This is a genomic window from Meridianimarinicoccus roseus (assembly GCF_003172915.1).
In the GTDB taxonomy this organism is placed as follows: Bacteria; Pseudomonadota; Alphaproteobacteria; order Rhodobacterales; family Rhodobacteraceae; genus Meridianimarinicoccus; species Meridianimarinicoccus roseus.
The window spans coordinates 107,119-130,310 of sequence record NZ_QGKU01000029.1 but is presented as its reverse complement, the minus strand read 5'-3'; the positions used below and the strand labels follow the sequence as shown (position 1 = coordinate 130,310).

At 66.5% G+C, this 23,192-nt stretch carries 22 protein-coding genes; 4 read left to right on the top strand and 18 right to left on the bottom strand.

Annotated elements, in window-relative coordinates; genetic code table 11:
• Positions 1–132 precede the first annotated feature (132 nt).
• The 5 genes from DKT77_RS21335 to sciP form a co-directional block, all read right to left on the bottom strand.
• Positions 133–264: a hypothetical protein gene (locus DKT77_RS21335; protein ID WP_274520061.1), complete on the bottom strand. Its 132-nt coding sequence runs from the start codon at positions 262–264 to the stop codon at positions 133–135.
• 87 nt (positions 265–351) lie between these two features.
• Complete coding sequence (gene recG / locus DKT77_RS07635) at positions 352–2,442, bottom strand: ATP-dependent DNA helicase RecG (protein WP_109811116.1); 2,091 nt, start codon at positions 2,440–2,442, stop codon at positions 352–354.
• On the bottom strand, positions 2,439–4,697 hold the full coding sequence (gene ligA, locus DKT77_RS07630) for an NAD-dependent DNA ligase LigA (RefSeq protein ID WP_420798304.1): 2,259 nt from the start codon (positions 4,695–4,697) through the stop codon (positions 2,439–2,441). Before ligA ends, recG begins: the two co-directional genes overlap by 4 nt.
• 76 nt (positions 4,698–4,773) lie before the next feature.
• Positions 4,774–5,487 carry a response regulator transcription factor CtrA gene (ctrA, locus tag DKT77_RS07625; protein WP_109811115.1) on the bottom strand — a complete coding sequence of 238 codons (714 nt, stop codon included), beginning with the start codon at positions 5,485–5,487 and terminating at the stop codon, positions 4,774–4,776.
• A 92-nt stretch (positions 5,488–5,579) separates the two neighbouring features.
• Positions 5,580–5,858, bottom strand: a complete 279-nt coding sequence (gene sciP / locus DKT77_RS07620; RefSeq protein ID WP_109811114.1) for a CtrA inhibitor SciP — start codon at positions 5,856–5,858, stop codon at positions 5,580–5,582.
• A 135-nt stretch (positions 5,859–5,993) separates the two neighbouring features.
• Between sciP and mnmA the strand changes: the two genes are divergently transcribed.
• Positions 5,994–7,127, top strand: a complete 1,134-nt coding sequence (gene mnmA / locus DKT77_RS07615; RefSeq protein WP_109811113.1) for a tRNA 2-thiouridine(34) synthase MnmA — start codon at positions 5,994–5,996, stop codon at positions 7,125–7,127.
• A gap of 124 nt (positions 7,128–7,251) precedes the next feature.
• On the opposite strand, the gene lpxB is transcribed toward mnmA, so the two are convergent.
• The 12 genes from lpxB to pyrH form a co-directional block, all read right to left on the bottom strand.
• The gene (lpxB, locus tag DKT77_RS07610) at positions 7,252–8,406 is read right to left on the bottom strand and encodes a lipid-A-disaccharide synthase (protein ID WP_109811112.1); all 1,155 of its coding nucleotides are present in this window, start codon (positions 8,404–8,406) and stop codon (positions 7,252–7,254) included.
• Positions 8,403–9,227, bottom strand: coding sequence for an LpxI family protein (locus DKT77_RS07605; protein ID WP_109811111.1), 825 nt, complete (start codon positions 9,225–9,227; stop codon positions 8,403–8,405). The genes lpxB and DKT77_RS07605 overlap by 4 nt, the downstream gene beginning before the upstream one ends.
• Before the next feature lie 25 nt (positions 9,228–9,252).
• On the bottom strand, positions 9,253–10,050 hold the full coding sequence (gene lpxA / locus DKT77_RS07600; protein WP_109811110.1) for an acyl-ACP--UDP-N-acetylglucosamine O-acyltransferase: 798 nt from the start codon (positions 10,048–10,050) through the stop codon (positions 9,253–9,255).
• On the bottom strand, positions 10,047–10,511 hold the full coding sequence (gene fabZ, locus DKT77_RS07595) for a 3-hydroxyacyl-ACP dehydratase FabZ (RefSeq protein WP_109811109.1): 465 nt from the start codon (positions 10,509–10,511) through the stop codon (positions 10,047–10,049). Before fabZ ends, lpxA begins: the two co-directional genes overlap by 4 nt.
• A 93-nt stretch (positions 10,512–10,604) precedes the next feature.
• A complete protein-coding gene (locus DKT77_RS07590) occupies positions 10,605–11,183 on the bottom strand; it encodes an OmpH/Skp family outer membrane protein (protein WP_238547745.1) in 579 nt (192 codons plus the stop codon).
• Positions 11,184–11,244: 61 nt separating this feature from the next.
• A complete protein-coding gene (gene bamA / locus DKT77_RS07585; RefSeq protein WP_109811107.1) occupies positions 11,245–13,590 on the bottom strand; it encodes an outer membrane protein assembly factor BamA in 2,346 nt (781 codons plus the stop codon).
• A 145-nt stretch (positions 13,591–13,735) separates the two neighbouring features.
• Positions 13,736–15,073, bottom strand: coding sequence for an RIP metalloprotease RseP (gene rseP / locus DKT77_RS07580; protein ID WP_109811106.1), 1,338 nt, complete (start codon positions 15,071–15,073; stop codon positions 13,736–13,738).
• A 51-nt stretch (positions 15,074–15,124) separates the two neighbouring features.
• Complete coding sequence (gene dxr / locus DKT77_RS07575; RefSeq protein WP_109811105.1) at positions 15,125–16,300, bottom strand: 1-deoxy-D-xylulose-5-phosphate reductoisomerase; 1,176 nt, start codon at positions 16,298–16,300, stop codon at positions 15,125–15,127.
• The gene (locus DKT77_RS07570; protein WP_109811104.1) at positions 16,297–17,085 is read right to left on the bottom strand and encodes a phosphatidate cytidylyltransferase; all 789 of its coding nucleotides are present in this window, start codon (positions 17,083–17,085) and stop codon (positions 16,297–16,299) included. The genes dxr and DKT77_RS07570 overlap by 4 nt, the downstream gene beginning before the upstream one ends.
• Entirely contained in the window at positions 17,082–17,807 is a 726-nt protein-coding gene (gene uppS, locus DKT77_RS07565) for a polyprenyl diphosphate synthase (protein ID WP_109811103.1), read from the bottom strand. Before uppS ends, DKT77_RS07570 begins: the two co-directional genes overlap by 4 nt.
• A 57-nt stretch (positions 17,808–17,864) precedes the next feature.
• Positions 17,865–18,431: a ribosome recycling factor gene (gene frr / locus DKT77_RS07560; RefSeq protein WP_109811102.1), complete on the bottom strand. Its 567-nt coding sequence runs from the start codon at positions 18,429–18,431 to the stop codon at positions 17,865–17,867.
• A 99-nt stretch (positions 18,432–18,530) separates the two neighbouring features.
• Entirely contained in the window at positions 18,531–19,265 is a 735-nt protein-coding gene (gene pyrH, locus DKT77_RS07555; RefSeq protein ID WP_109811101.1) for a UMP kinase, read from the bottom strand.
• A gap of 172 nt (positions 19,266–19,437) precedes the next feature.
• Here pyrH and miaA point away from each other — a divergent pair, with 172 nt between their 5' ends.
• The 3 genes from miaA to DKT77_RS07540 all read left to right on the top strand — a co-directional run bounded on the left by miaA (position 19,438) and on the right by DKT77_RS07540 (position 22,906).
• Positions 19,438–20,382: a tRNA (adenosine(37)-N6)-dimethylallyltransferase MiaA gene (gene miaA, locus DKT77_RS07550; RefSeq protein ID WP_109811100.1), complete on the top strand. Its 945-nt coding sequence runs from the start codon at positions 19,438–19,440 to the stop codon at positions 20,380–20,382.
• Positions 20,383–20,461: 79 nt separating this feature from the next.
• Complete coding sequence (locus tag DKT77_RS07545; protein ID WP_109811099.1) at positions 20,462–21,013, top strand: hypothetical protein; 552 nt, start codon at positions 20,462–20,464, stop codon at positions 21,011–21,013.
• A 213-nt stretch (positions 21,014–21,226) separates the two neighbouring features.
• Positions 21,227–22,906: an ABC transporter substrate-binding protein gene (locus tag DKT77_RS07540; RefSeq protein WP_109811098.1), complete on the top strand. Its 1,680-nt coding sequence runs from the start codon at positions 21,227–21,229 to the stop codon at positions 22,904–22,906.
• Positions 22,907–22,933: 27 nt separating this feature from the next.
• Here DKT77_RS07540 and DKT77_RS07535 read toward each other — a convergent pair whose 3' ends face one another.
• Entirely contained in the window at positions 22,934–23,188 is a 255-nt protein-coding gene (locus DKT77_RS07535; protein WP_109811097.1) for a TFIIB-type zinc ribbon-containing protein, read from the bottom strand.
• Positions 23,189–23,192 lie beyond the last annotated feature (4 nt).

Sequence of the window (23,192 nt, the reverse complement as noted above, 5' to 3'; positions counted from 1 at the left end):
AAAAACGCCGCGCTTCGGGGGCAACCGAAGGCGCGGCGTCAGTGGTGCGAACCGGCAAGCAGCGGGACAGGCAAGACCCGTGTGCAGGCAGACCATAGGGGTTGATGGCGTGGGTCCGGTTCGCGGGGCAGTTCAGACAGCGCCCAGCAAGCTGGGCAGATAGAGCGCGCAGAGAAAGAGAACGCCAAGGGCAGCCATGCCGATCGCATCATGCCACAGCGTGTCCGACGCGCGGTGCAGGGCCTGTTTCACATCCTGAAGCATCGTCTTTCTCCCGATCCATCCGATGTGTTCTTGCTATGTTCTCTCTCGATTCGTGTAAAGGGTTTTTTAAGAACAATTGCGGAACAGTTATCCGACGCGCAGCAACCCCAGTGCCTTGTCCTGCTCTAGAAGCCACAGCAGCACGCGCATTGCGGTGCCGCGCGGACCGGTCAGGTCGGGATCGCGTGCCAGTAGCGCGCGCGCGTCGTCGCGGGCGGTTTCCATCAGCGCGGTCTGGCGTTCCAGATCCGCGATGCGGAACCGCGGCAGGCCGGACTGCGCCACGCCGATCATGTCGCCAGCGCCGCGAATCGCCAGATCCTCCTCTGCTATGCGAAACCCGTCCTCGGTGTCGCGCAGCAGCGTCAGTCGGCGCTGCGCCGTTTCACCGAGCGGTGGGTGATAAAGCAGCAGACAGGTGGACTGCACCGCGCCCCGTCCAACGCGTCCACGCAACTGGTGCAACTGCGCCAGCCCGAAGCTTTCCGCCTGTTCGATCACCATGATCGACGCATTCGGCACGTTCACGCCGACCTCGATCACCGTGGTCGCCACCAGAACCTTTGTGCGCCCCTGCACGAAGGCGGCCATCTCGGCATCCTTGCGGTCGGGCGGCATCTGGCCATGCACCAGTCCGACCACGCCCTCTCCAAGCGCAGCGCGCAAGTCGCGGAACCGCGCCTCGGCCGCGACCATCGGCACCGCCTCGCTTTCCTCGACCAGCGGGCAGACCCAGTAAGCCTGACGCCCCTCATCCACCGCGCGGCGCAGATGGGCGACGACCTCGTCCAGCCTTTCCGCTCCGATCAGCGCGGTCTTGACCGGGCTTCGGCCCGGGGGCTTTTCGTCCAGCACAGACAGGTCCATATCGCCGTACTGGGCCAGCGCGAGGCTGCGTGGAATCGGCGTTGCGGTCATCACAAGTACGTCGGTCCGGTCGCCCTTGCGGCCAAGTTCCAGCCGCTGACGCACGCCAAAGCGATGCTGTTCGTCAATGATCGCTAGGCGCAGATCGGCAAATGCCACGTTGGCCTGGAATACGGCATGGGTGCCTACGAGGATGTCGATCTCACCCACCGCCAGCGCCGCCAGCCGCGCCGCGCGGGCCGCCCCCGTGTCGCGTCCGGTCAGCACCTCGAGCCGTACACCCGCCGCCGCTGCCAGAGGGGCCAGCGCCTCGGCATGTTGCCGCGCGAGAATCTCGGTCGGCGCCATCATCACGCCCTGCCCTCCCGCCTCGACCGCCGCCAGAAGGGCCATCAGGGCGACAAGCGTCTTGCCCGCGCCCACGTCGCCTTGCAACAAGCGGTACATGCGGCGCGGCTGAGCCATGTCGCCGGTGATCTCGGCGATGGCGCGGCGCTGCGCGCCTGTGGGCGCAAAGTCGAGCGCGTCGAGAACCCGCGCCTGAAGCCGCCCGTCACCGCGGCTTTCGCGGCCCTTCGGAACCCGCTGATACGCACGGGCCAGCGCCAGCGTCATCTGGTGGGCAAGCAGTTCGTCATAGGCCAGCCGCGCGCGGGTCGGGGCCTCCGGCGACAGGTCTGCTGCGCTGCCCGGCGCATGGGCCTGCCGCACCGCCTCACGCCATGACGGCCAGCCGCGTTTTGCCACCAGCGCGGGATCGGCCCATTCCGGCAAGTCGGGCGTACGCTCCAGCGCGCCCGCCACGGCCTTGGCCATGGTACGTGCCGTCAGCCCGGCCGTCAGGGGGTAGACGGGTTCGAAGGGCGGGATGCTACCTGCGTCATCCGGCGCCAGAACGTGATCGGGATGCGCGATCTGCGCGTGCCCGTCATAGTGCTCCAGCTTGCCCGACACGAGCCGCACCGCACCGACCGGCAACAGTTTTTCCAGGTACCCGCGATTGGGCCGGAACCATACCAGCGTCAGCGTCGTCTGCGCATCCTCCACAACGATCCGGTAGGGACCGCGCCCGGAAGCGGGCTGGTGTCGCAGCACCGTCACCTCGACCGTGACGACCTGTCCGGAAGGCACGCCCTGCACGCTGGGCCGCGGCCGCCGGTCCGCCCCGCCATGGGGCAGCGTCATCAGCAGGTCGCGCGGACGGGTGATCTGCATTTGCTCGAACGCGCGCGCACCCTTCGGGCCGACGCCCGGCAATGTCTCCAGCTCTGCGAAAAGCGGAAAGAGAACCGGGGGGCGGCTTCCGGTCATGCCTCACCGATCAGGGCGCGCCAACCGTCCTCGTCCAGCGTCTCGACCCCGAGAGACGCAGCCTTGGCCGCCTTGGAGCCCGCACCAGGCCCTGCGATCACAAGGTCCGTCTTGGCCGAAACCGAGCCCGACACCTTGGCGCCCATCGCCTCGGCCCGGGCCTTCGCCTCGGCCCGGGTCATGGTCTCGAGGTTGCCGGTAAAGACCAGCGTCTTGCCAGCGATCGGGCTGCCCGTGCCGTCGGGCGCGGCGGCCGGTTCGACCTCCAGCCCCGCAACGAGGCGGTCGATGCTCGCGCGTTCTTCGGCCTGCGCCAGCGACGTGACGAGCGATTGCGCCACGACCGCACCGATCCCGTCGATACCAACGAGGTCGTCCCAGGCCTCGCGCGCGGGCTGGGGCACCGGCGGCTCCTGAGCCCAGACCGCGTCCGCCGCGCGCTTGGGCTGGGCGCGGCGCCCCTCGTCGGCGGCGGCGCGCCGTTCCGCTGCGCGGGCGGCGTCAGCCTGCAGATGCCGTTCGGCCGCCGGGCGCGCGGTGTCGGCCGCGCTGACCAGCGCGTCCCAGGTGCCGAAATGAACAGCGAGATCCTTCGCCGCGACCTCGCCCACATGGCGCAGGCCGAGCGCAAAGATCAACCGGTGCAGGGGGATGCGGCGCCGCGCCTCGATCGCGTCGAACAGGTTGGCCGCGCTCGTCTCGCCCCAGCCCTCGCGGTTCTTGAGTTGCTGCAGTCCGCTGCCATAGCGGTCTTTCAGCGCGAAGATATCGGCGGGCTCGCGCACCCAACCGTCGGCATGGAACGCCTCGATCTGCTTCGCGCCCAGCCCTTCGATGTCGAAGGCCGCACGCGAGACGAAGTGCCTGAGCTTCTCGATCGCCTGCGCGGGGCAGACCAGCCCGCCGCTGCAACGGCGCACCGCATCGCCTTCCTCACGGATCGCATCAGAGCCGCATTCGGGGCATATGTCCGGAAAGACGAAGGGCTGCGCGCTGCCCGGGCGGCGGTCAAGGTCCACATCCGCGATCTTCGGGATCACGTCGCCAGCGCGGTAGACCTGCACCCAGTCCCCGACGCGGATGTCGCGTCCATTGCGGATCGGTGCGCCGTCCGCGTCGCGCCCGGCGATATAGTCCTCGTTGTGCAGCGTCGCGTTCGACACCACGACGCCGCCGACCGTCACCGGCGTCAGTCGTGCCACCGGCGAAAGCGCTCCCGTGCGGCCGACCTGGATGTCGATCGCCTCCAGCCGGGTCCAGGCCAGTTCCGCCGGGAACTTGTGCGCTATGGCCCAGCGGGGCGTGGTCGACCGGAAACCGAGTCGCTCCTGCAGCGCGAGATCGTCGATTTTGTAGACCACACCGTCGATGTCGTAGCCCAGCGTGGCGCGTTGCGCCTCGATCTCGCGGTACTGCGCCAGCATGGCATCCGTGTCGTCGCAGCGGCGGGTCAGAGGGTTTATCGCGAATCCGAGCGCGCGGAGCCGCTCAAGCGCATCGGCCTGCGTGCCGGCCAGCGGTTCGGAAAGCTCGCCCCAGCCATAGGCGAAAAAGCGCAGCGGTCGCGACGCGGTGACCCGGGGATCGAGTTGGCGCAGCGACCCAGCGGCAGCGTTGCGCGGGTTGGCGAAGGTCTTGCCGCCGACGTCGGCCTGCCGCGCATTCAAGGCGGCGAAATCTTCGTGGTGCATGTAGACCTCGCCGCGCACTTCGAGGACCTGTGGTGCGCCGGTCAACCTTGTCGGAATATCATCGATGGTACGCGCGTTTTCCGTCACGTTCTCGCCGACGCTGCCATCGCCGCGCGTCGCCGCCGAGACCAGAACGCCCTCTTCGTAGCGAAGCGACAGTGACAGCCCGTCGATCTTGGGTTCGGCCGTGACGTGCAGCGGTGCCTCGGCGTCCAGCCCGAGGAAGCGCCGGATCGTTGCCGTGAAATCGGCGACGTCCTCATCCGAGAAGGCATTGCCCAGCGACATCATCCGTCGCGCATGTGTAACCTTCGCGAACCCATCGGATGCGGCGGCGCCGACGCGGTCCGACGGGCTGTCCGACCGCTTGAGATGGGGAAAACGCGCCTCGATGGCGGCATTGCGAGCCTTGAGCCGGTCGTAGGACGCATCGTCCATGACCGGCGCATCCTCGGTGTGATAGGCCGCATCGGCCCCCGCAAGGGCCGCCGCCAGGTGTTCAAGCTCGGCCGCTGCTGCGGCCTCGTCCAGCTGCTCGATTTCGGTATCGGTCCCGCTCACCAGCGCCCCCAGAATTCGCCCTCATACAGGCGTGATAGGGGGGCAGTGCAGCGGGGTCCAGTCCCCCGCGCCGCGCGGCTCAGGCCTGCAGGGCGATCGGGGCCGCGGCGGCATCCACCTCGGGGTCGCGCAGCACGTAGCCGCGTCCCCAGACCGTTTCGATGTAATTGTCCCCCTCGGTGGCCTGGCTGAGTTTCTTGCGCAGCTTGCAGATGAACACGTCGATGATCTTCAGTTCAGGCTCGTCCATGCCGCCGTAGAGATGGTTCAGAAACATCTCCTTGGTGAGGGTGGTGCCCTTGCGCAAGGACAGCAGTTCGAGCATCTGGTATTCCTTGCCGGTCAGGTGCACAGGGCTTCCACCGACGCTGACCGTCTTGGTGTCGAGATTGACCACGATCTTGCCGGTCCGGATGAGCGACTGCGAGTGCCCCTTCGACCGCCGGATGATCGCGTGTATCCTCGCGATCAGTTCCTCGCGATGGAAAGGCTTGGTCAGGTAGTCGTCCGCACCGGATCCGAAGCCCTTGACCTTGCTTTCCGTGTCGTCCTCGCCGGTCAAAATCAACACCGGCGTCTCGATCCGCGCCACCCGCAGTTGCCGCAATACTTCATGACCGCTCATGTCCGGCAGGTTCAGATCGAGCAGGATCAGATCGTAGTCATAGAGCTTCGCAAGATCCACGCCTTCCTCTCCAAGGTCCGTGCAATAGACGTTGAGATTGGCGTGGGTCAGCATCAACTCGATGCTCTTGGAGATCGTCGGATCATCCTCAATCAGCAGCACTCGCATGGCAGTTCTCCGCAAGGTCCTTGGTTCACAGTTAACGTGACCAAGAGGTGTTAACCTTCGGTTACTATGAACGGGACCGCGAAAAAAACAATCTATAGTTGACGGTACTTTTGCAAAGTCGTTGTTTTCAGGGCCTCTTCCCCGAAACGGTCCACCGCCGAACACCAACTTGCGAATTCGTCCTCGGACAGGTTGTAGCGCGACAGTGCCTCGTCCTCGGCCAGCAATCCGTATTTCACCGCCTGCACCACAACCGCCTTGCGGCTTGCCACCCAGCGCACCGTCGTGTCGGGGGGCAGGTCCGCGCGCGACAGGCACGTTCCATCGGGCAGGGTCACAATTCTCGGGCCATCCACTTTTTTCAGGTACATCACCACACTCCTCACTTCACCGAAGTCAGGGATGGCGGGAGCACGCTTAACGGGGCCTGAAACACACCCCTTGTTAATGCCTATGATTTTCTTATATTTCTGCAAATTCCCCTCGACGCTAGAGACCCTTGTCGCATGACCCAGCCCCTTAACTCGCTCGGCTTTCCGAAGCCGCCGCAGGACACCCGCGTGGTCGTAGCCATGTCCGGCGGCGTGGACAGTTCGGTGGTGGCCGCGCAACTGGCCGAGGAAGGCTACGACGTGGTCGGCGTGACGTTGCAGTTGTACGACCACGGTGCGGCGCTTGCGAAGAAAGGGGCGTGCTGCGCCGGGCGCGACATCCATGACGCGCGCCGCGTGGCCGAGGAAATGGGCTTTCCGCACTACGTTCTGGACTACGAGAACACGTTCCGCGAAGCGGTGATCGACGAATTTGCCGACAGCTATCTCGGGGGCGCCACTCCGGTGCCCTGCATCCGCTGCAACGAACGGGTGAAATTCCGCGATCTGCTTGAAACCGCTAAGGATCTTGACGCTGACTGCATGGCGACGGGTCACTATATCCAGCGCAAGGTCGGGCCGCGCGGGCCGGAGCTGCACTGCGCCGCCGATGCCGCCCGCGACCAGAGCTATTTCCTGTTCTCGACCACACCGGAACAACTGTCCTACCTGCGGTTTCCGCTGGGCCACCTGCCGTCCAAGCAGGCCACGCGGGAGTTGGCCGCGCGCTATGGACTCAGCGTCGCCGACAAGCCCGACAGCCAGGATATATGCTTCGTGCCCAATGGCGATTATGCAAGCGTTATCAAAAAGTTGCGCCCCGGCGCAGCAGACCCGGGCGAAATCGTTGACCAGTCCGGGACAGTGCTGGGCTACCATGACGGGGTGATTCACTACACCGTCGGTCAGCGCCGGGGGCTGGGAATCGGCGGGCTCGACACGCCGCTTTACGTCGTCAAGCTGGACCCGGAGGCGCGGCAAGTGGTTGTCGGCCCGAAAGACGCCCTCGCCACACGCGTCGTTTCCGTCAAGGAAATCAACTGGCTGGGCGACGGCGCTTTCGAAGGTTCGGTGCGCGAGATCGCGGTCAAGGTCCGCTCCACCCGGCCGCCGCGTGCGGCGATCCTGCGCCCGACCGGCCCCCATACCGCCGAGGTCGAATTGTTGACACCCGAGGAAGGGGTCAGCCCCGGCCAGGCCTGCGTCTTCTATGAAGATGGCAGCAGCCGCATCCTCGGCGGCGGCTGGATCGCGGGCGGGCGCGGCTGAGCGAGGCCTGACCTGCCCCGTCCGAACGGCGGCAGCGTCTCCATTCCAGCATGGGTCCGCACGGCGAAGAAAGCGTGGCGCATTTTAGCTTGATCCGATCCACCCAGCCCAAAACCGCCCCGGATTAGCGGCCCAGACCGTCCAGAACCGCCCGCGCGGCGCGAAGACCAGGCGATTCGCCGCCACGACCAAGCCGGTCCATCGTCAGCGCGCAGGCCGCAAGCTGTGGACCGGGGTCGGCGAGCACCTTCCGAAGCGCATCGCACAGCGCATCGGGCGTACAGGCGTCGCCGAGGAATTCGGGCACAACCCGCGTGTCCGTGACCAGGTTGACGAGCGTGACCGTGTCGATCAGCGCCATCCGCCGCATGATCTGCATGGTCAGCCACGCCATCCGGTAGCCGATCACCATCGGCGTCCCCGCCGCCGCGAGTTCGAGCGACACTGTGCCGGACGCCGCCAGCGCCACGTCCGCGGCGCGGAAGGCGGCACGCTTGGCATCCGGCGCATCGGGGGGGATGACATGCACCGGCACGTTCCAACCTGCCACCTTTTCGCGCACCAGACCGAGAACGCCGGGAGCGGCAGGTAGCACGACCTGCGTGCCCGGACACTCTCGTGCCAGTTGCGCCAGCGCAGGACCGAACACCGGCGCGAGCCGTTCGATCTCGGACCGGCGCGAACCCGGCAGCGCCAGCACAAGAGGAGCGGGCCCGGCGATACCCAGTGACGCGCGCAGTGCCGCCGCAGCCTCGGTATCCGCCTGCGGGGCTGCGACGACCGGATGGCCCACGAAATCGCAGCGCATCCCGGCAGCCTGCATCAGCGGCGGTTCGAACGGCAGCAGCGCCAGCACCTGGTCGATCATTCGCGCCATCTTCACGGCGCGCCCGGGTCGCCACGCCCAAACTGACGGGGCAACGTAATGCACGGTGCGGATCGACGGGTCGGCGGCCCGCACGATCTTCGCCACCCGCAGACAGAAATCCGGGCTGTCGATGCCGATCAGAACATCGGGTCCGGCGTCCAGAACCGCTTGCGCAGTCTGCGCGATCCGCCGTTTCAGATGCCGGTATTTCGGAACGATCTCGGCCAGGCCCATCACCGACAACTCGTGCATCGGGAAAAGGCTTTCCATTCCCAGCGCCTGCATCTGCGGCCCGGCGATCCCCTGCGCCTGCGTGCCTGGCGCAAGCTGCCGCAACCCGCCCAGCAAGGCCGCGCCAAGCGCATCGCCCGAGGCTTCCCCGGCGATCAGGAACACGCGAGGGCCGGTCACGACACGCCGCCGTCGGACCGGACCCAGATGAAAAGCCCGGCGGCATCGGCATCGGCAAGCGTACGGGTCCGGTCCAGCATCATCACCCCACCTGCGGCGATCGCGATGCCCGACAGGCCCGCGCGAACCGCCCCCGCGACAGTGCCCGGACCGATCACCGGCAGGTCCACGCGCCGGTCCTGCCCCGGCTTCGGCCCCTTGAACAGCACGCCTCGCGCGCCCGCAGGATCGGGCCTGCAGGCTCCGGCCACATCCGCCACATGGGCCAGCATCGCGTCGGTCCCCGGCAGCGCCTCCACCGCGAGGGCGACGCCCTGCGCGACAACGGCGCCCTGCCCCACATCGGCCCCGGCCAGCGCCTTCACGATCCGCGCGGCGCGTGCCGCATCCTTTTCGTCCCGCGTGCCCGGTTTCGCCAGCGTCAGGACACCGGGCGCGGGCAGCAGGTCGGGGGCGACCTCGTGCGCGGCGCGGATGGCGAACCCTTCGCCCTCGAAGATGTCGAGCACGGCGCGCAGCGTGGCGTCGTCGCCGCCCTTCATCGCGGACAGAATCCGCGGCGCAAGCCGCATCGTCTTGAGATCGAAACTTGCGGGGTCAAGCTTCGGCCGCGCCACGGCGCCGGCGAAAACAAGCTCCTGAACCCCGGCGGCGCGCAGCGCCTTGAACAGCGCGCCCAGCTTTTCCACCCGGTAGCCGATGACCGGCAGGCCTTCGGGGTTGTCCGCGCCATGCCCGGCCATCTCGGCCAGCACAACGTCGCGCCCCTGACCGGCCAGCGCGCGCGCAAGGTGGGCCGGCAACACGCCGCGCCCTGCCATGATGCCAACAGGCCCTGTCAAGGCCCTAGCGCGGGGTCAGAAAATGGCGGCCCGTATCGGCCAGCAGGAAATCGACGATCTCGCGCACATAGGGGCTTTCGGTCTCTTCACCAAGCCGCCGCGCGCGGTCCAGAAACGGGCCCTCGCCCTGCGCCAGCATCTGGAACGCGGCGCGCAGCGCGGTGATGTCAGACCGTTTCACGCCCTTGCGCTTGAGTCCGACAAGGTTCAGCCCGTCCAGTTCCCCGCGCGGGGCCTGCACCAGCCCGTAGGGCATCACGTCGTTTGTCACCATCGTCACCGCACCGATGATCGCGCCGCGCCCGATGCGCACGAACTGATGTATCCCCGACAGGCCGCCGATGATCACATCGTCCGCAATCTCGCAATGCCCTGCAAGCGCGGCCTGGTTGGCAAGGATCACACGGTTCCCGACCTGTACGTCGTGGCCGACATGGCTGCCGGTCATGAACAGCCCGTCATCGCCAACGCGGGTCACGCCTCCACCGCCTTCGGTGCCGGTGTTCATCGTCGCGCCTTCGCGGATGCGGTTTCGCTTCCCCACGATCAGGCGTGTCTTCTCGCCCTTGAACTTCAGGTCCTGCGGGATCTCGCCCACCACCGCGCCGGGAAACACCACGCAGCCTTCGCCCATGTCGGTGCGACCGGTGATCACGGCATGGCTCTTGACCTCCACATCCGCGCCAAGCGCAACCTCTGGGCCGATCAGGCTGAACGGTCCGATGCGCACCCGGTCGCCGATCACGGCGCCCGGTTCGACAACGGCGCTGGGATGGATCTCGGCGGTGGGCGCGATACTCATGCCCCGGCGCCCTCGCGGTCGATCATGGCCATGAATTCGCATTCGCAGGCGACTTCGTCCCCGACGGTCGCAAGCCCCTTGAATTTCCACACCTTGCCGCCACCGCGCAGCGCATCGACCCGCAACTCCAGCACGTCGCCCGGTTCTACCTTGCGGCGGAAGCGGCACTTGTCGATGCCCATGAAATAGACCACCGCCCCGCTGTCGATCAGGTCCAGCGACAGAGATACCATCACCGCCGAGGTCTGGGCCAATGCCTCCACGATCAGCACACCCGGGAGCACCGGAAGGCCGGGGAAATGACCTGCGAATTGCGGCTCGTTGATCGACACGTTCTTGATGCCCACGGCGCTTTTCGACGGCACGATGTCGCGCACGCGATCGATCATCAGGAACGGAAAGCGATGGGGGATCGCGCGCTGGATCAGGCCGATATCGGCGCAGGTGGGGATGTCGGTCATGGGTGTCCCGGCTTGTTTTGTCGCTCGCCACTGCGTAGCAACCCGGACCAGAAGGCACAAGCCACCCGTCGCCCGGCCCCGGCCACCCGCCGCTTACTGCCGCGCCACACCGGGGTCCGCCACGCCATCATCGCCGGCCGGAAGTTCCGCGCCGGGTGATGGCAGCGGGGAGTTCGCCGAGGTCCCGTCACCAAGCCGCGCATCGATCGCGGCGATCGCGGCACCGGTGATATCGATCCCCTCGACAGAAATCAGAACCGCGGCGCGGTCCAGCAAGACCTGCGCGCCACGTTCGCTCAGTAGGTCGGTCAGGACCGGGCCGATCTCGGCAAGGAACCTCTGGCGATGACGGTCAAGCTGGATCTGAAGCGCGCGGCCCTTGCGGTCCTGTTCTTCGCGGATCTGCTGGACCTTCCGGTCAAACGCATCGGCAAGGGGTGCGAAATCGGAAGCCGGCAGAGCAGCGCGCTGATCGATGAGCGCTCGTTCTTCGGCGATCAGCTCGGACTCGATCCGGCGGTTTTCGGCGGCCAACGCGTCGCGGTCGCGTTCCAACTCGCGGGTGACGCGCCGCCCGAAGGCCGATTGCAGGAACAGCGCCTCCTGGTCCAGCGTCACCACGCTGAGGCGCGGCCCGCCCCCTCCCTGCGCCGCGGCTGGCAGACCGGCCATGCCAAGTCCGCAGAGAAGAACAAACAGTGCAGCCAGACGCAGCAGCGCCCGCCGAAGGGCGTCAGAACCGGGTCGATACCCGGAAATCGAAGGTGCGCTCGTCGTCATAGTCTTCCTTTTCCAGCGCGCGCGTGAAGTCGAAGCGCAACGGCCCGATCGGAGTCGTCCAGAAGATCGTCGCGCCGATGACCTGTCGCAGGTGGAAATCATCGTCCACCTCGCCGCCGGTACCGGCCGTGTCGTCTAGCCCCCAGATCGACCCGATATCATAGAACACACCGCCCCGAATGCCGTATTCCTCGGGCAGGCCGACGGGAAAATCCGCCTCGAACGCGACGCCGACGGCATAATTGCCCCCCAGCGCGTCCTGGTTCGTCGCGGTCAGATCGCGCGGGCCGATGCCGTTCGCCGTGAAGCCGCGCGCGTAATTGCGGCCCCGGTAGCGGTCGATCACACGGCTATTGCCTTCGGTAAAGTTCAGCGCGGCCCCGCGCACCGTCGCGGAAAGTCCCACATCCTCGTTCATGACCTTGGTCTCGTAGCCGGCCAGCGCCAGCGTTTCCACGAACTGGGTATCGCCGCCGACGCCACCGAAATTCTGCCCGAACTCGAACCGGTAGCGCGTGTTCGGATCAAGGCCGGTGCGCGCCGAATTGTAGCTGTAATTGTAGCCGATGGACGAGGTGACAAGCCGCCCTTCCTCGCGCTGGATGATGGCAGAGGATCCATTGTCGCCCAGAATGGTCGGATCTCCGCTCTGGACATCGCTGATCGTGTCGCGCGACAGACGGTAGTTAAGTTCCAGTCGTCCGTTGTCGCTGACCGGAAATCCAAGCGTCGGCCGGAAGCCCAACTCGTCGGTGTTGAAGTCCGCATTGAAACTGTCGGTAGAGCGGTAATAGATGCTGACCGACCCGTTCAGGTCGCGGCCCAGAAGCGACGGCTCGGCCAAGGTCAGGGACGAATTGTTGTTGTCGATCCCCGCGGCGATGGACACGTTCAGGAACTGGCCGCGGCCTAGGAAGTTGCGTTCGGAAAGGCCGATGGCGAAGCCGAACCCCTCGTCCAGCGAATAACTGCCGCCCAGCGTCAGCGACCCGGTCGGCTGTTCCTCCACGTTCACGTCAACGATGACGCGGTCGGGTGCCGTGCCTTCCCGGGTGGTCACGTCGGAATTGGCGAAGTACCCCAAAGCGCGGATGCGTTCGGCACTGTCGCGGATCTCGCGCGGGTTGAACGGGTCGCCCTCGACGACGCGGAACTGGCGCCGGATCACCCGGTCCAGCGTGGTGGAATTGCCCTCGATGTCGATGCGTTCGACCAGGATACGCGGCCCCCGCGTCAGGTTGAAGGCGACATCCAGCGTCAGCTCGCGGTCGTTTCTGGTGATCACGGGATCGGCCCGGATGAAGTCCAGCCCCAGTTCGATCGCCTCGCGCTCCAGCCGCGCGACGGTGTCCTCGATGCGCGTCGGCGAATAGGTCTGGCCCGTGCGCGCCCGCACCACCCGTTCGAACGCCGCTACGTCAAGGTCGGGCACGTCCGTCGTGACCGAGATCTCGCCAAGTTCAAAGCGCTGCCCTTCGCGGATGTTGAAGGTCAGAAAGAACGCGTCGCGTTCGCGCGAGAATTCGGGCGTGACCGACAGAACCTCGAAATCCACGAACCCGCGAGAGCGATAGAAGTCCGTCAGGACCTGCCGGTCGAACTGCACGCGGTCTTCAAGAAAGGTATCGCGGCGGATGATCTGCCGGAAGATGCCGGCCTGCTTGGTGCCAAGCGCCTGCCGCAGGCGGCGGTCCGAAAAGCTTCGGTTACCGACAAACCCGATGCGTTCGACCTCGACGACGGCGGCCTCGGTCACCTCGAACACCAGATCGACGCGGTTCTGGTCGCGCACGATGATCTTCGGCGTCACCGTGGCTGCCAGCCGCCCGGCCTGGAAATAAGCGTCCGCGATGGCGCGCGCGTCGGCGGTGGCGGTGGACGGGCTGTAAACCCGGCGGGGTTGCGAGGTCACGAGCCCTTCCAGCACCTCGTCGTTCAGGCGGCGGTTGCCTTCGATGCTGATGCGGTTGATCGTGGGAAATTCCTGGACCTCGATGATCAGGGTGCCACGCGCGGGCGTCACCTCCACGCTTTCGAACAACCCCGACGCAAGCAGCCGCTGCTTGGCCGCGTTGATCTGCCCGGCGGTCACCGGGCTGCCCGGTTCGATGCCTGCGTAGGTCAGCACGGTGCTGGTTTCGATCCGCTGGTTTCCGCGAACGTCGATCTGCCCGAAGCTCGCCTGCGCCCAGACCGCGCCAGACACGCAGCCCGCTGCCAGCGCAAGCCCCGCAAGGCGCGCCCACCTGGCCGCCGCTTTCCGTCCCGCTGCCCGCAGTTCCGCACGTCGCATCGTCATCCGCCTGCCCTTTCGCCCCGCACCCGGCCCCGGCCGGTCTTTTACATCCGGTTAAGGGGCGCGGGCCGGCTTGTCAAAACGCCTGTTGGCCGGGCGCGGATTTTGGCGCGCGGTGCGACCCCTCCGCCAGCGCCGCACGCTGCGATCAGGGACAGAACAGGTCGTTGGTGACGGCGAACAGCATCAGCGTGATGATCAGAGCCAGCCCGCCCGCCATCAGAACCTGGAGCGCGCGGTCGCTTGGCGGGCGGCCGGTCACCGCCTCGTAGGCGTGGAACACCAGATGCCCGCCATCCAGGACCGGCACGGGAAAAAGGTTCATCAGCCCGACCGCGGTGGACAGCACGGCGATGAACCACACGAAGCTCGCCAACCCCTGCGAGGCGGCCGCGCCGGAAGTCTCGGCGATGCCAACCGGACCGGAGAGGTTGCAGGTGCTGATCGCGCCTGTGATCATGTGGTAAAGGCCGGACAGGCTTTGCGTGATGATATAGCCGGTCTGGTCCAGTCCGATCCCCAGCGCCTCCAACGGCCCGGGCGTTTCGGTGACCGGCGCGAAAAATAGCCCCCCCGTCACCCCGATCAGGAACCGCTTCTCGAAACCGCCATCGGGCAGCGGCACGTCGGCGCTGCGCGGCGTCAACGACAGCGCGAAGCTGTCGCCATCGCGCCAGACTGTCAGGTCTATGGGCGCGCCATCCGATACCATGACAGCGCTGCGCAGATCCTCGAACGAAGAGATCCGTGTGCCGCCCACATGTGTGATCACGTCGCCCTCCTGAAGCCCGGCATCCATTGCCGCCGATTGCGGTGCGACGCCAGACACCAGGGGCGGATAGGGATAGGGACCCGGAACAGTGATCTCGCGCCCGTCGCGCGACACGGTGTAGTCAAGCTCGGGCGCGCGCGGCAGGTTTTCCACGAAGCCCGAGAAGGCATCGAAGGACGGCACCGTGCGGCCGTGGATTTCGAGGATGCGGTCGCCGGGCTCCAACGTCTGCACCGCCTGCGGCATCGGCGAGATCTCGTCGATGGTCAGCGGCTCCTGCGCCTGCCCCTGCCACATCACCACCGCCGCGAAGACGAGAATCGACAGCAGGAAGTTGAACACCGGCCCGGCCGCCACGGTGGCAGCCCGCGCCCACAAAGGCGCGGCATGCATCGTGCGGCGGCGCATCGCCGGATCCATCCGCGCAATGGCCGCCCCATCCGCTGCACTGGCCGCGTCCGCATCGCCGAGGAATTTCACATAGCCGCCCAACGGAAGCGCCGCGACCTGCCACAGCGTGCCGCGCCGGTCGCGCCAGCTGAACAACTGCGGCCCGAACCCGAGCGAGAACACCTCTGCATGGATGCCGCACCAGCGGCCGACGATGTAGTGACCGTATTCATGGATGGCGACGATGACGGACAGGGCGACGACGAAAGCCCCGATCGTGTAAGCGAGCCCCCCGAAGGACGGGATCAGACCGAGAATTTCCAAAACGCCGGGTACCCCTCTGGCCGGTTGAGTGCGTGTGGACGGTCGGGCGCGTCAGGACGCCTCGGCGCTCAACCACCCGTCCGCTGCCTTGCGTGCCATTTGGTCCGCATGGTGGACGTTATCAAGGGTGACGTCAGCATGAAAGCCGCTGTCGCCGGTCAGACGGGTCAGAACGTCCTCCACCATCGCCGACATGTCGGTAAACCTAATGCGGCCCGCGATAAAGTGATCCAGCGCGCGTTCCTTGGCCGCGTTGAACACCGCGCCGGACAGCCCGCGCGCCGCCATCACTTCGCGCGCGAGGCGCAGCGCGGGATAACGTTTCTCGCAGGGCGCGCGGAAGTTCAGGCTGCCGACCTGCGCAAGATCGAGCCGCGCCACCGGCAGGTCCAGCCGGTCCGGCCAGTTCAGCGCATACCCTATGGCGTGGCGCATGTCGGGCGGACCCACATGGGCCATCAGCGCGCCGTCACGGAAGCCGACCAGCGCATGGATCAGGCTTTCGGGATGCACGATGGTCTCGATCCGGGCGGGGTCGATGCCGAAGAACTCGCGGGTTTCGATCAGTTCCAAGGCCTTGTTGAACATAGACGCGCTGTCGATGGTGATGCGCTGGCCCATATCCCAGTTCGGATGGCTCGACGCTTCGGCCAGCGTGGCCGAGGCCAGCGCTTCCAGTGGCCAGTCACGGAACGCCCCACCCGAGGCGGTGATCACGATGCGCTCGACCGCGGCCATGTCCTCGCCCACCAGCGCCTGGAAAACGGCCGAATGTTCACTGTCCACGGGCAGGATGCGCGCCCCGTGTGCAGCGGCTTCCGCCATCATCAACGGTCCCGCGCAGACCAGGCTTTCCTTGTTGGCCAGCGCCAGCGTGGTGCCCTGCCGCAGCGCCCGCAGCCCCGGCGGCAGACCCGCCGCACCAACGATGCCCGACAGGATCAGATCGGCGGGCCGGTCGGCAGCCTCCAGCAGCGCGGCCGGACCGGCCGCCGCCGCGATACCACTGCCCTCCAGCGCCGATCGCAGATCGTCCAGAAGGTCGGGAAAGGCAGTCACCGCCAGTTCCGCGTTCAACGCGCAGGCCTGCTGGGCCAGTCGCGCCACGTTGCGGCCGCCCGTCAGCGCAACGGCACGGAACCTGTCCGGTGCGCGTGCCAGCAGATCGACCGTGTTTTCGCCGATCGATCCGGTCGCGCCGAAGATGCTGACCCTGCGGACGCTCACGCAGGCACCGGGGGAAAATCGATGATCTGCTCGACCAGCAGCAGGAACACCGCAGCGCCCAGCACGCCATCGAAACGGTCGAACACGCCGCCATGCCCCGGCAAAAGGTTGGAACTGTCCTTGACCCCGACATGGCGCTTGAGCGCGCTTTGCGCAATGTCACCCAATTGCGAGGCCATGGACACGGCCACGGACACGGCCATTATCTCGGGACCCGCAGCGCCCTGCGCCCAGACCACCGCGCCCACGGCCAGGGCACCGATCCAGCCGGCAACGGTGCCCGACCACGTCTTCTTGGGGCTGATCCGGGGCCAGAATTTCGGGCCGCCCAGCAACCGCCCCGCGAAATAGCCGAAGATGTCAGTGGCGGCCACGATCAGCACCAGCCATACCAGCCAGCCGGGGCTGGCCGCGCCGCGCAGGTCTACCAACCCGTAGCCGGCAAGGGTCGCAAGCGACAGGAACACAGCATGCGCCAAGTGCGCCCGGCGCAGCGTGGGCTGGCTTGCCAGCACCGGCACCAGCACAAGCGGCAGGCCCCAGCCGTCGGGCAACCATAGCATGCCAAGGCAGCACAGCCCGGAGAGAACGCCAACCGGCACAGCACGTGGCGACTGCGCCATACGGGACAGCTCCCAAGCGATCAGGCCTATGGACAAGGCGACAAGCGCGGCGAACCACGCCCCACCAAGATAAATGGCGACAACGCCGACGGCGATCAGAACAGCCGAGGTCGCAAGGCGCGGGGCAAGGTCCGCCCATTTGCCGCCGGCGGCCGAGGTCATGTCAGGACGGCACCGAAGCGGCGTTCGCGACCGCCGAATTCCAGCAGGATATCGGCCATATGGTCGGCACTGAAATCCGGCCAAAGGACCGGGGTGAACTCGTACTCCGCATAAGCCGATTGCCACAGCAGGAAGTTCGAGATGCGCGTCTCGCCGGACGTGCGGATCACGAGATCTGGGTCGGGCAGATCAGCGGTTTCGAGGTTGCGGCCGATGGTGGCGGCCGACACGTCGCCGACCGCCATTTCGCCGCGCGCAACCGCGGCGGCGATGCGGGCGGCAGCGCGCGCGATCTCGTCCCGGGCGCCGTAATTCAGCGCGATGGTCAGGTGCAGCCGGTCATTCTCGCGCGTCCGGTGCTCGAGGGCGGACATGAGATCCTGCAGACGCCGGTTCAGTGCCGAACGTTCCCCGATAAAGCGCACCCGCACGCCCGAAGAGGTCAACTCGTCCGCCTCGCTGCGCAGGTGACTGCGAAAAAGCGCCATCAGGCCCGCGACTTCGGTACGGGCGCGGCGCCAGTTCTCGGTCGAGAAGGCGAAAAGGGTCAGGTATCGCACGCCTTGGTCCGGGCAGGCCCGCACGATCTCGCGGACGCGAGTTGCACCGACCTTGTGACCGCGCAGTCGGGGCAGACCACGGCGCGTGGCCCAGCGGCCATTGCCATCCATGATGATGGCGACGTGTTCCGGCCCTATGTGCCGACTGTCCTTTGCCGCCATACCGTGCCTCGTTCTGCTGCCCGTTCCATCCAAACCGCCGTCGACGTCGCAGTCAGGTCAAACCTGCATGATCTCAGCCTGCTTCGATTCCAGCACCTCGTCGATCTTGGCGATGTAGGCGTCGGTCAGTTCCTGCACCTCGGCGGACCACAGCTTGTGATCGTCCTCGCTCATGCCGTTCGACTTGGCCCGCTTGAGTTGGTCCATCCCGTCCCGGCGCACGTTGCGCACCGCCACGCGGGCATGCTCGGCGTACTGTGCCGCGACCTTGGTCAGTTCCTTGCGCCGCTCCTCGTTCAGTTCGGGGATCGGCAGCCGGATGATCGTGCCGTCCACGACGGGATTGATCCCGAGGCCGCTTTCGCGCAGCGCCTTCTCGACCTTGCCGACCAGGGACTTGTCCCAGATATTCACGGTCAGCATCCGCGGCTCGGGCACGTTCACCGTGCCGACCTGGTTGATCGGGGTCTGGGTGCCGTAGGCATCGACCGTCACCGGGTCGAGCATCGACGCAGCGGCGCGGCCTGTCCGCAGCGAAAGGAATTCCTGCTTGAGCGATGCCATCGCCCCTTCCATGCGCCGTTTCAGATCGTCGGTGTCGATCTCGAGGTCTTCGTCTGACATCGTTCTTGCGTCCTTCTTCGTGAACCCTGCCGACGTTTCGCGGCGCGCCTTCGCGCGGCGCCCGCTGCCGCCGGACCGTCATACCGCGCCGCTATAGCGCTATCCGTGCACTCTTGTATAGGTGCCCTCGCCGTTGAGAATGCCGCGGAAGCCCCCGGTCTCGTCCAGTGAGAACACGATGATCGGCACGTCGTTGTCCCGCGCCAGCGCGATCGCCGAGGCGTCCATGACCCCGAGATGCTTTTGCAGAACCTCGTCATAGGTCACCGTGTCATACCGCTTGGCGTCGGCATGCTTGACCGGGTCCTTGTCATAGACCCCGTCCACCTTGGTGCCCTTGAAGATCGCCTGACAACGCATTTCGTTGGCACGAAGCGTCGCTGCGGTGTCTGTTGTAAAGTAGGGATTTCCGGTGCCCGCCGCGAAGATGCAGACACGCTTCTTCTCGAGATGGCGAACCGCGCGGCGGCGGATGTACGGCTCGCAAACCTCGTCCATCCGGATTGCCGAGATCACCCGCGTGTTCACCCCCATGCGTTCCAGCGAGGACTGCATCGCCAGCGCGTTCATCACCGTCGCCAGCATGCCCATGTAGTCCGCAGTGGTCCGTTCCATCCCTTGCGCAGAACCCTGAAGGCCACGAAACACGTTGCCGCCACCGATCACCATGCAGATCTCGACACCGAGATCGTGAACCGATTTCACTTCGCCCGCGATGCGTTCCACCGTCGGCGGATGCAGCCCGAACCCCTGATCCCCCATGAGCGCCTCACCCGAAATCTTGAGAAGCACGCGTGTGAATTTGGCGCGTGGCTCTGCAGTGTCGTCGCTCATGGAACCGGTCCTGTTGTCGGGAATGTCGCCCGGAAAATGTCGGATTGCCGCGCGGGATTCAATCGCCATTGTCGGCGCGGCCGGGCAGCGTGTCGGCGGTGCACCGCCGCCCGGCCAGCGTGCCGACCGTCGGCCGCTTGCCGGTGCGGCGCGATTCTGGCATCGCTCGCCCATGTCGCCACACCCGCCCCCAGACGCAGTTCCCGATCCCGCCGTACTGTCGCCCGACCGCTGCGTGCTGATCGCCGGACCGACCGCGTCAGGCAAGTCCGCGTTGGCGCTGCGCATCGCGCAGGCGCAGGGACGGGCTGTTGTGAATGCCGATGCGCTGCAGGTGTTTCGCGGCTGGCCGCTGCTGACCGCGCAGCCCGCCGCGGACGACCATGCCCGCGCCGAGCATCTGCTTTATGGCCATCTGCCCTTCGACGCGGACTATTCCGTCGGCGCCTGGCTGCGCGAGGTCGCACCGCTTCTGCACCGCCGCCCCGCGCCCGTGATCGTCGGCGGCACCGGCCTTTACCTCACAGCGCTGACCGAGGGTCTGGCCGACATCCCGCAAACCGATCCCGCCCTGCGCACCGAAGCCACCCGCCACCGTGAAACCGCCGGGCTTGCGGCGCTGGTGGCCGATCTGGACCCCGAAACCCGCGGTCGGATCGATACCCGCAACCCGATGCGCGTGCAGCGCGCCTGGGAGGTTCTGCGGCAGACCGGGCGCGGACTGGCCAGCTGGCAGGACGATACCGGGCTTCCCCTGCTGCCGCCGGACAGTGCGCACCTGATCCAGATCGTCGCCCCGCCCGACCTGCTCGGTCCGCGCATTGCGGCGCGTTTCGATGCCATGTTACGCGCGGGCGCCCTGGAAGAGGCGCGCGCGATGCGACCGGCCTGGAACCCCGTGCACCTTTCGTCCCGCGCGATTGGCGCGCGGGAGTTGATCGCCGTGCTCGACGGCACACTCCGCGAATCGGAGGCAGCGGCGCGGGCCTGTATCGCGACACGGCAATACGCCAAGCGGCAACGCACCTGGTTTCGCCGAAGAATGCAGCACTGGCCTGCCCTGCATGCCGCGACCTTGTGCGAGGATTCCGGGCAACACACGAGAAAAAGGCCCTAATCCCGGAAAGTCACGGGCAATCCGACCTTGGCCGAATCTATCAACACCGCATAAGCTGCGAAAAGGACGAGGACATCGCATGTTTGACAGCCAGACCAACGACCAGACCCAGCGCCCGCCCAAGGCGGTTCCCGTCTCGCATCTCGCACGTGAAGCGAAATGGGCAATCGACACGCCGCGCAGCTATCTTGTGCCTGTCCTGCTGTGGTTCACCTGCGGTCAAGGACGTCTCAGCGTCAATGGCGAGATGCGTGGATACACCGCTCACAATGCCATTTTCCTGCCGGCCAACACGCCTCATTCCTGCGAGGCTTGCGGCCGCACGCAGGGCACCGCGCTGTTCCTCGGCGGACGCGGCGATCTGCCGGTTCCCGGCGATCTGCTGCACCTTCGACTGACGTCGCTGCAGCAGCAGACCGAATTGAACGAGTTGATCGAAGGATTCCGCCGCGACTGCGCCACCGCCGGTCCGATGGGGGACGAGATCCTCTATCACCGCGCCGCGCTGATCGGGCTATGGCTCACGCGCCACGACATGCAGCAGAACGGCACCGCCCAGCGCGCCCGCGGCGTCGGCGAAGTGCCCACCGGGTTCGGTGCCCTGCGGCGCAGCGCCGACCAGAAAGGTTAAGCGCATCCGCCTCTTGGCGGGGCCTTCGGCGCATTGCCGACCATTGCTGCCGATATCCTGATGGTCGGCCTGACAGGTTCTGTCGCCAGGACGGCGCCCGGCCCTTCCGACCGGCCCCCTCCCGATCAAGCCTTGTCACAGGGCGGGTGCACGGCCATTGTCGCACCGATGGTTATCACCTGACCAACGCATCAAAAGCACAGGCACGCTGCAATGCACAGATCCGGCCGCACCCTGCCGAACGGCACCCTGCACGCCGTGCGCGCTCTGGCGGTGGAGTGCCGCACGGGGCAATTGACCCGCCGCGAATTCCTGACCCGCGCCACGGCGCTGGGAGTGTCAGGCGCGGCGGCGTTGTCCGCCATCGGTGTGCGGGGCCGGGCACAGACCACCGGCCCGAGCCCCGTACCGGGCGGCACCCTGCGGATCCAGATGGATGTGCGCCCGGTGACCGACCCACGGCTGCACGATTTTTCGGAAAGCGCGAACCTCACCCGCGGGCTTCTGGAATACCTTGTCGAATATACCCCCGACGGGCGCTTCGAAAGCATGCTCCTGCAGGATTGGGAGGCCAACGCCGAAGCGACCGAATATCACCTCTATCTGCGGCCAGGCGTGCGCTGGAACGACGGCACGCCTTTCACCGCCGAAGACGTGGCCGCGAATTTCGTCGGATGGGCCGATGCGACCGTGCCCGGCAATTCGATGGCCAGTCGCCTGACCGCGCTGATCGACCCTGTTACCCGCACCGCCCGCGAGGGCGCGATCCAGGTGATCGATCCGCTTGTGGTGCGGCTTCGGCTGTCGCAGCCCGACATCACCCTGATCCCGTCGGTCGCCGACTACCCTGCGGCTGTGCAGCGGGCAGACCTGGTCGGAACCAACCCGCTTGATCACGGCATCGGAACAGGCGCCTATCGCATCACCGCGTTCGAGCCATCGGTACGCGCCGTGCTGGACCGCGCGGAGGATCACGACTACTGGGGCACGGCCGCCCTCGATCGGGTGGAATACATTGATTTCGGCGCCGATCCGCTGCGCTGGCGTGCCGCCGCCGAAGACGGCCTGTTCGACATGACCGCCCGGACCGAACCGGGCTATATCACCACGTTCGACGCTCTTGGCTGGACGAACTACAGCGTTCAGACCGCGTCGACAGTCGTGGTCCGGCCGAACCAGCAAGCCACGATCGACGGACAGATGCCCTATTCCGATCTGCGGGTGCGCCGCGCGCTGGCCCGCGCGGTAGACAATGGCATCTGCCTGGAGCTGGGCATAGACGGTCGCGGAACTGTGGCGGAAAACCATCACGTGTCGCCGATCCAGCCGGACTACGCCCATCTGCCGCCTCTGCGCACCGACACCGCCGAAGCGCGCAGGCTGATGGACGAGGCCGGTATGCTGGAGTTCGAACACGAGCTGGTATCGGTGGATGACACATGGCGCCGCGCGACCGCTGACGCGGTCGCCGCGCAACTTCAGGAGGCCGGTTTCCGCATACGCCGCCGTATCGTGCCACGCGACGACTTCGACATGAACTGGAAAAGCTACGCCTTCAGCGCGACCAACTGGAACCACCGCGAACTTGGCGTACAAGTGATGGCCTTGGCTTACCGGACCGGCGCCGTCTGGAACGAAACCGGCTTCAGCAACCCCGAATTCGACCGCTTGCTGGACCGCGCCGTGACCATCGCGGACGCCGACACGCGGCGCGACACGATGGCCCGGCTCCAGCAGATCCTTCAGACCGACGGGGTGATCATTCAGCCATTCTGGCAGTCGCTCTACCGCCATGCGAACCGAAACGTCACCGGTGCACAGATGCACCCCAAAAACGAGATCAATCCGCACAGGCTTGGCTGGGCGGTGCTGCCCGAAGTATCCGAGGATTAACTGTAAGCGCCGACGTGGCGGCCGCGATCAGAAATCGAACAGATCGTCCAGAAAGCCGCCGCGCTTCTTCTTGCGATATCCGCTGGAATCGTGGCGCGGGCGGTCGTCGTATTGCACCGGACGCGGCGGCGGGGGCGGAGCCGCAGCCACGGCTGAACGCTCTATAATCTTGTCCAGTTCGCCGCGATCAAGCCACACGCCGCGGCATTGTGGGCAATAGTCGATCTCGACCCCGCTGCGGTCGGTCATCACAAGTTGCGTTCCATCAATCGGGCACTGCATCGGC